General features: G+C 58.8%; 8 protein-coding genes and 1 pseudogene. 5 read left to right on the top strand and 4 right to left on the bottom strand.

From position 1 onward, the window contains the following. The 3 genes from P0D89_RS50745 to P0D89_RS50735 all read right to left on the bottom strand — a co-directional run. Window positions 1-438 (bottom strand): DUF6933 domain-containing protein (locus P0D89_RS50745; protein WP_408370440.1); only part of this gene is annotated, 438 nt, incomplete at its 3' end. Window positions 439-444: 6 nt separating this feature from the next. After that, a complete protein-coding gene (locus P0D89_RS50740) occupies window positions 445-702 on the bottom strand; it encodes a DUF8583 domain-containing protein (protein ID WP_408370438.1) in 258 nt (85 codons plus the stop codon). Next, window positions 699-1,577 (bottom strand): SEC-C metal-binding domain-containing protein, encoded by an 879-nt coding sequence (locus P0D89_RS50735; RefSeq protein ID WP_408370436.1) that lies wholly within the window; start codon window positions 1,575-1,577, stop codon window positions 699-701. The genes P0D89_RS50740 and P0D89_RS50735 overlap by 4 nt, the downstream gene beginning before the upstream one ends. Before the next feature lie 207 nt (window positions 1,578-1,784). Between P0D89_RS50735 and relB the strand changes: the two genes are divergently transcribed. From relB to P0D89_RS50710, 5 genes and pseudogenes are all read left to right on the top strand, one after another. Beyond that, window positions 1,785-2,243, top strand: coding sequence for a type II toxin-antitoxin system RelB family antitoxin (relB, locus tag P0D89_RS50730; protein ID WP_408370434.1), 459 nt, complete (start codon window positions 1,785-1,787; stop codon window positions 2,241-2,243). Next, window positions 2,230-2,490: pseudogene (locus P0D89_RS50725) on the top strand (type II toxin-antitoxin system RelE/ParE family toxin). The gene relB and the pseudogene P0D89_RS50725 overlap by 14 nt, the downstream one beginning before the upstream one ends. An 861-nt stretch (window positions 2,491-3,351) precedes the next feature. After that, window positions 3,352-3,558, top strand: coding sequence for a hypothetical protein (locus P0D89_RS50720; RefSeq protein ID WP_408370432.1), 207 nt, complete (start codon window positions 3,352-3,354; stop codon window positions 3,556-3,558). 105 nt (window positions 3,559-3,663) lie between these two features. After that, complete coding sequence (locus tag P0D89_RS50715; RefSeq protein WP_408370431.1) at window positions 3,664-3,810, top strand: hypothetical protein; 147 nt, start codon at window positions 3,664-3,666, stop codon at window positions 3,808-3,810. Window positions 3,811-4,202: 392 nt separating this feature from the next. Further along, window positions 4,203-4,451 carry a hypothetical protein gene (locus tag P0D89_RS50710; protein WP_408370429.1) on the top strand — a complete coding sequence of 83 codons (249 nt, stop codon included), beginning with the start codon at window positions 4,203-4,205 and terminating at the stop codon, window positions 4,449-4,451. Window positions 4,452-4,797: 346 nt separating this feature from the next. On the opposite strand, the gene P0D89_RS50705 is transcribed toward P0D89_RS50710, so the two are convergent. After that, window positions 4,798-5,422, bottom strand: a 625-nt coding sequence (locus P0D89_RS50705) for a hypothetical protein (RefSeq protein ID WP_408370427.1), incomplete at its 5' end; no start/stop codon positions are given.

Genomic DNA, 5,422 nt, shown 5'->3' with positions numbered 1-5,422 from the left:
CCTGTAGAGCGGACTGCAAGGGATACGTGACAACCTGAGTGACAACGCTACAAGGTCGTTCATCTCACCGCTGCCACGATAGCCTTCCGCGAATTGGGAAAACTGCGTCATGATGCCGACGACGCTACGGTTTGTCGTTTTGGTATATCGCACGTCCTGCATGTGCAATAGCTCCTGCTCGATGAACGGCGGCCGAATGCCGTGGGCCGCGAGTACGTAAGCCAGGACGCGAGGGAATCTGGTGGCCATGCCAGCTGCTGGAGCCAAAGGGATCAGGACCGGTAGCAACGTCCGTTCATTGACGAAGAGCGCAATTTGCGGCTTCCACAGCAAAGCCGTGGCATACCAGTTACCGAGCCCCGTGGTACTGGTGCCGCCAGCGATCACTTCGGGTTTCAGCCGGTCAAGAAGCTTCTTCGTACAGTGCAGGTAAAGCATGGTTGCTCAGTCGAGATCGAAAAGAGCACGATCAGTGGGCCGGGATAAAGCCTCATCCATCATCTGCCGGAAATCGGCTTCGTCCCATTCGCCACGATCAAGACGGCGCATGACAGCTTCGCCGACCAGCGCCACTTGGCGTTCCTGATCAGCCCTCGTCTGCCTGTACTGCTGACGACGCGCTTTGTCTGATGCCCGTTTGGCGTCCTTGATTTCTTTGAGCTTTGAGTCTGTTGCTGCCTGGCGGCTTTTCAGCAGGGTCATGTTGAGTGTCCTTGGTGCAACGTCGCAGCAACCCAGTGGCACTTCTTGTACTTTTTCCCGCTTCCACATGGGCAGAGATCGTTTCTCCCGATCTTGGGACCGGCGACGATGGGCCGGGATTTCCCGATGATCGGGGTCGGCTCGAATGGGTGAGCTTCTGACAACGTGCGGAGGCGATTGAGTCTTGCCTCTCTAAAGGTTTCGATGTCTTCGTAGTCTTTAGAGCCGATCCTGAAATAGTATTCGGCGTCACGCAGGTCGCCCAGAATATTCAATGCCACATGATTCTTTTCGTAGGCTTCGCGGACCACCTCAAAAGATTCGAGAGCCCCCAGATCGGATAATGCCGAAACGAGGAAGCCATTGATATCCGGATCGTTTGTCCCATGGGCGCGTAGCAGACCGGTCAGAATCTCGACGCATCGCGTTCTTTGTTCCGGGTGGTCACATCCCATCCTGGCAATCAGGCGAAACGTACAGATTCTGGCGAACTCCCCGTTTCGGGAATCCCGCGCATACAGCTCGACTGCTTCGAGCGACGATGGGCCGATCTTGCTGAAAACATCGGGGAATTCCTCACCAATCCAGTCATTGTTGTCTATCCGATGTATCAGGGAGATCAAGGCTGGAATCGCCTCAACAGCTTTCAGCTCGGCGAGAATGCGCCACGCATGGATCGGGGCCATCGCGGTGCCAGTAAATTCCGATTCGTGCAGCGTATCGCCGTCCAGGATTCGTATCAAATCCGGCACGTGAGACGGGTCGAAGCCCGATTGCAAATATTCGTGCCAGGTGTCAGGAGCGATGCGCGAGCGGCACAGGTCCTCACCAAAATCGGCAAGCTGATCGAGTAGTTGAAAATACCGGGCTTCCATCAATTAGGTCCATCTCGAACGATCCGTGAATGGTACCGTTTGACGGCGCTGTCCGGAAGCATTTCAACGGGCCTTGCGCGGCGGCGTTCGCGGAGAACGTCACACATCCGTATCCAAGAGCGCTTATGACAACCAGCTATCAGGCTCGACAATTGTTCATTCCACGCTATATTATTAACCGTGGAAACATCGTCAACAGGTCGTGCCATGAAAACGCTGGACGTCTCCCAGGCGACCGCCGCTGCCCGGGCGGGCGGCGTCCTGTCGGCTATCCTGAAGGCCGAGGGCGGCGCCTTCTACGTCGAACTGGAGACCCGCACGGCCGGCACCGCCGTGCTCGTCACATCGAACAATCGCCTCCCGCGGGCGTTCCGCAACCCGCTCAAGGCGCTCGAAGTGATTCGCGAGCTCGGCCTGCAGACGGGAAGGTTTTCGCTCGAGGCGTGGCGACCGGATGACGTGGAGTTCGATCGCCAGAGCCGTCCGGATCGTGCCGAGGCGATGAAGGCCACGCATGCGAGGGCCGTCGCCTACGACAAATGGCTGCGCGAGCAGGTACAGGAGGCGATCGATGACCCGCGCCCGACGATCGCGCATGAGGACGTGATGAAGAAGGCTGAGGCGCGCATCGCGGCGATGCGGAAGGGCCGGCGTGCGAAGGCTTGAGTGGAAGGTCCAGGCAGAAAACGACCTGTTTGACATACTCGACTACATCGGCCACGACAATCCCATGCGGCCGCTGAGCTGGTGCAGAAGATCCGCACCAAGGTCGACGGCCTGCGCGAACGCCCGACGCTGTACCGGGCCGGCCGCATCCGGGGTACCCGTGAAATGATCGTTCACCGCAACTACATCGTGTTTTATCGCGCGAGACGATCCTGGCGTGAAGCACGCCCGTCAGCAGTGGCCGTGAGGTCAAGGAAGGTCCCTATGCTGGCCTGAGCGGCCTGAGCGGCCTGAGCGGCCTGAGCGGCCTGAGCGGCCTGAGCGGCCTGAGCGGCCTGAGCGGCCTGAACGTCTGCCGGCTGTCGCCCAAGCCCTGTCGCGAGCCGCACAAGGTAGCTCCCGTCCCGCACTTTCCTCAAAACACTTCACATGGTTTGAAGATGAATTAAAGACGCCGTTGAGGCGCGACCGCGACGAAACCGCGGCCGGCATGACATCGCACCGGCTAGATTTGCCTATGCGACAACATCCGATCGGTCACCTTGGGCCACCATAGCGGTGTAGGCCGTAGGACAATAGTGAGACGTAAGCCAACGGTCGACGCCGCGGGTGCACGAAACTGGTGTCCGAATCTCGCCTCATGTTCGAAAGTCACTTTGCCTATTTTCGTACGGCCTCATGGCGGCCGTACGTAACCGGTCGGTTTCGTACACAACCTTCGCTAATAATCCGAAGCGGGGAGACGGTCGGCGGGAGGTTCGTGTTCTGCGCCCCCCGATACCAGTCCGAATCGTGCGGAGTGTTGGCAGGCGCGCATTTATGGGGCGCAATCACGTGGGCACTGAAGGGCATTGCAGGTAGAGTGGTTTTGCCTCAGGGTCCTGAGGCGAGTAACCCCCGTCTTTGGCCCGCTCCCCTAGGTGCGGGGTTTTTTTGCCAGCGCAACAAAAAAAGCCCGCCATAGGGGCGGGCTAATCCATGTTCTTGGGGAGAACTGGAGGAGACAAGCTAAGTATAAACTCCTAATTACCATCCACGCAGCGTGCAGGTCCGGTAGACGCCCATGGGGACTGGATATTGCTCACCAGTTCATGAAGGGGAAAAGATCATGATCCGACTATTCGGCATATTGGCTTTAGTAGCCGGTCTCGCCGGCTGTGTCGTCGCTCCGCCCCCGCCCGGCTACGGTTACGTGCCAGCCCCTGGCTATGGTCCCGGCTATTACGATTACGCGCCGCGCATTGGCATTGGTATTGGCGTTGGCGGTGGTGGTGGCAGCGTCGGCGGCGGCGTCGGTGTCGGCCTCGGCTTCTGAACCCGCCAGCAACCCACGGTCAGGCAGCGTCTTCACGCACAAATGCCGTTGCCGTACGGTTACTGCGACGCCCCCATCGACTTGTCCGGCGCGCGGAGGCTGGCTGTGGAAGAGGCGTTCGCCCTTGAGACGCAGGATGGTATCGGGGCGATCGATGGCGCGGCGGCCGAGACGCTCGTCGTCGCGCTGCCTGCTTTTGTCGGCCCCGAAAAAAACATGAATAACGGTGTGATGGCGCGAATCTCGCAATAGATTGCTCAGCCTGGTTGATATCGCCCATCGTGCCGACCACTTGCGCCACCACGCGGCTGCCCTTGTGAGGACGGCATCACGGCCGAACGCATGTAAGTCAGATTCGACTACCCGGGCAGAAAGGGCGCCGCCCCGAGACCCTTGAGACTGCGTTCGGCCGAGCCAGGAGCAAAGGGTGGGGCCATGCGGCTCATCGGACTGTTAAAGACCCATTAATCGCCCACGTTGCCGCCTCCATCGCACACCGCCCGTTTGACCCCGTCACAGACGTCGCGACCGCACCCGCGAGCGCGTGTAATCCGTTATTAAGCTGATGATAAGCTTTTTCTCCTTATTCTCTTGATGCGCGCGCAAGCAAGTCGTTATCCCCCGCATTGAAATGGAGATCGAACATGTCGCGTTACATCACTACCCGTACCGCTTTGGCCGTTACTACACTGACTGGCCTCGTTGCCATCGCTCAGGCCGTCACATCACGTCACAGCGGCGTGAATGCAATCGAGCCGACGCAGAACAGCGCAGTCGAATCAACGGCGAATGCCGGAAGCGCGCTGCTGTCCCAGGTGCAGCTTGCGGTGTTGCTTGAAGGGTTCGATTGGCAGGTGCCATTGGCCGCAATCCGCTCGGCCGGCGTGCAATAGCGCATTCGAGGGACGCACCCGTCGCATCAGCGGCGGGTCGAGCAGCTTCAGCGTCTCCTTGAGCTGAAGCAAGGCGGCCTTTTCGCCACGACCCGCGGCGCTGCAAGGCGCGCTGCAGGATGAACTCCGACACGCTGCTCTCGCGCGCGGCGGCCGCGTTCTGTACGCCGCCTATATGAAAACTCGTTGACCGGCTGTTGCTGAACCGGATCGAAGGGTGTTCAAACTTTTACTTCGAAAACGCCTCAACTTTTACTTCATTGGACGGCAACGGTTTCGAAATTGTCGACCGTAATCCATGCGCCGCCGCGAGCTTTGCCATTTTCAGATGCCACATGGGTTCACGTCAGTGACTGGTTATGTGGCGGGCAAGGGCGTCGAAGGTGACAGGCCGCTTGTGGTGCTTGCGGTCATCTGATCGTGCAGCCGGATCTTGCGCTTTCGCCCTGTCCCGAGCTGCACATAGTCGCCGCCAGGCAAGATAGGCCTCTTTCGTTTTACAGGCTTTCGGCTTATCCGCAGACTTCGCTTGGTACGCCGCCCAATCGTGGTCGAGAACCTTCTCTTCCCGGTCAGTAAGTGGCGCGTCGGGCGGCTTACTATGGTAAAAGAGCGCGGCAACAGGAACGCCAAGCATTGCGGCCTTTTCCTTCGCCGTCATTTTCTGCGGTTTTTCCGGCTCTCGTTTGAGGGACACTGGTTTAAACGCCCGAGCTTCTTCCGATGTACCCCAGACTCTCAGACCGCCCACCAAAACTCTGTTGCGTTTGGCGTCCTCGAAGTTGAAAGGACGCGAAGTCGACATTGGATGATCTGGCTTGAAAAGCGCGGCATCCCTAAGAGCCGTAGAAATGGGAAAAGGCTCAATTCTTCTGGCGGCCGTAGGCTCCAGTTTTGCAAATCCAGTCGTTTCCTCGACGATATAAGCCCAGGATGCGGCCTCTTCGTAAGTCTCGTAAATGCCGTGACTA

This window comes from Paraburkholderia sp. RL18-085-BIA-A, from assembly GCF_046027075.1.
In the GTDB taxonomy this organism is placed as follows: Bacteria; Pseudomonadota; Gammaproteobacteria; order Burkholderiales; family Burkholderiaceae; genus Paraburkholderia.
The sequence above is the reverse complement of the archived record's forward strand: the minus strand, read 5'-3'. Positions and strand labels throughout refer to the sequence as shown.

Bases quoted from the DNA above. Each gene is read 5' to 3' on its own strand.
- P0D89_RS50735 (WP_408370436.1), bottom strand. From the start codon at position 1,577: ATGGAAGCCCGGTATTTTCAACTACTCGATCAGCTTGCCGATTTTGGT.
- P0D89_RS50710 (WP_408370429.1), top strand. From the start codon at position 4,203: ATGTCGCGTTACATCACTACCCGTACCGCTTTGGCCGTTACTACACTG.
- P0D89_RS50720 (WP_408370432.1), top strand. From the start codon at position 3,352: ATGATCCGACTATTCGGCATATTGGCTTTAGTAGCCGGTCTCGCCGGC.
- relB (WP_408370434.1), top strand. From the start codon at position 1,785: ATGAAAACGCTGGACGTCTCCCAGGCGACCGCCGCTGCCCGGGCGGGC.
- P0D89_RS50740 (WP_408370438.1), bottom strand. From the start codon at position 702: ATGACCCTGCTGAAAAGCCGCCAGGCAGCAACAGACTCAAAGCTCAAA.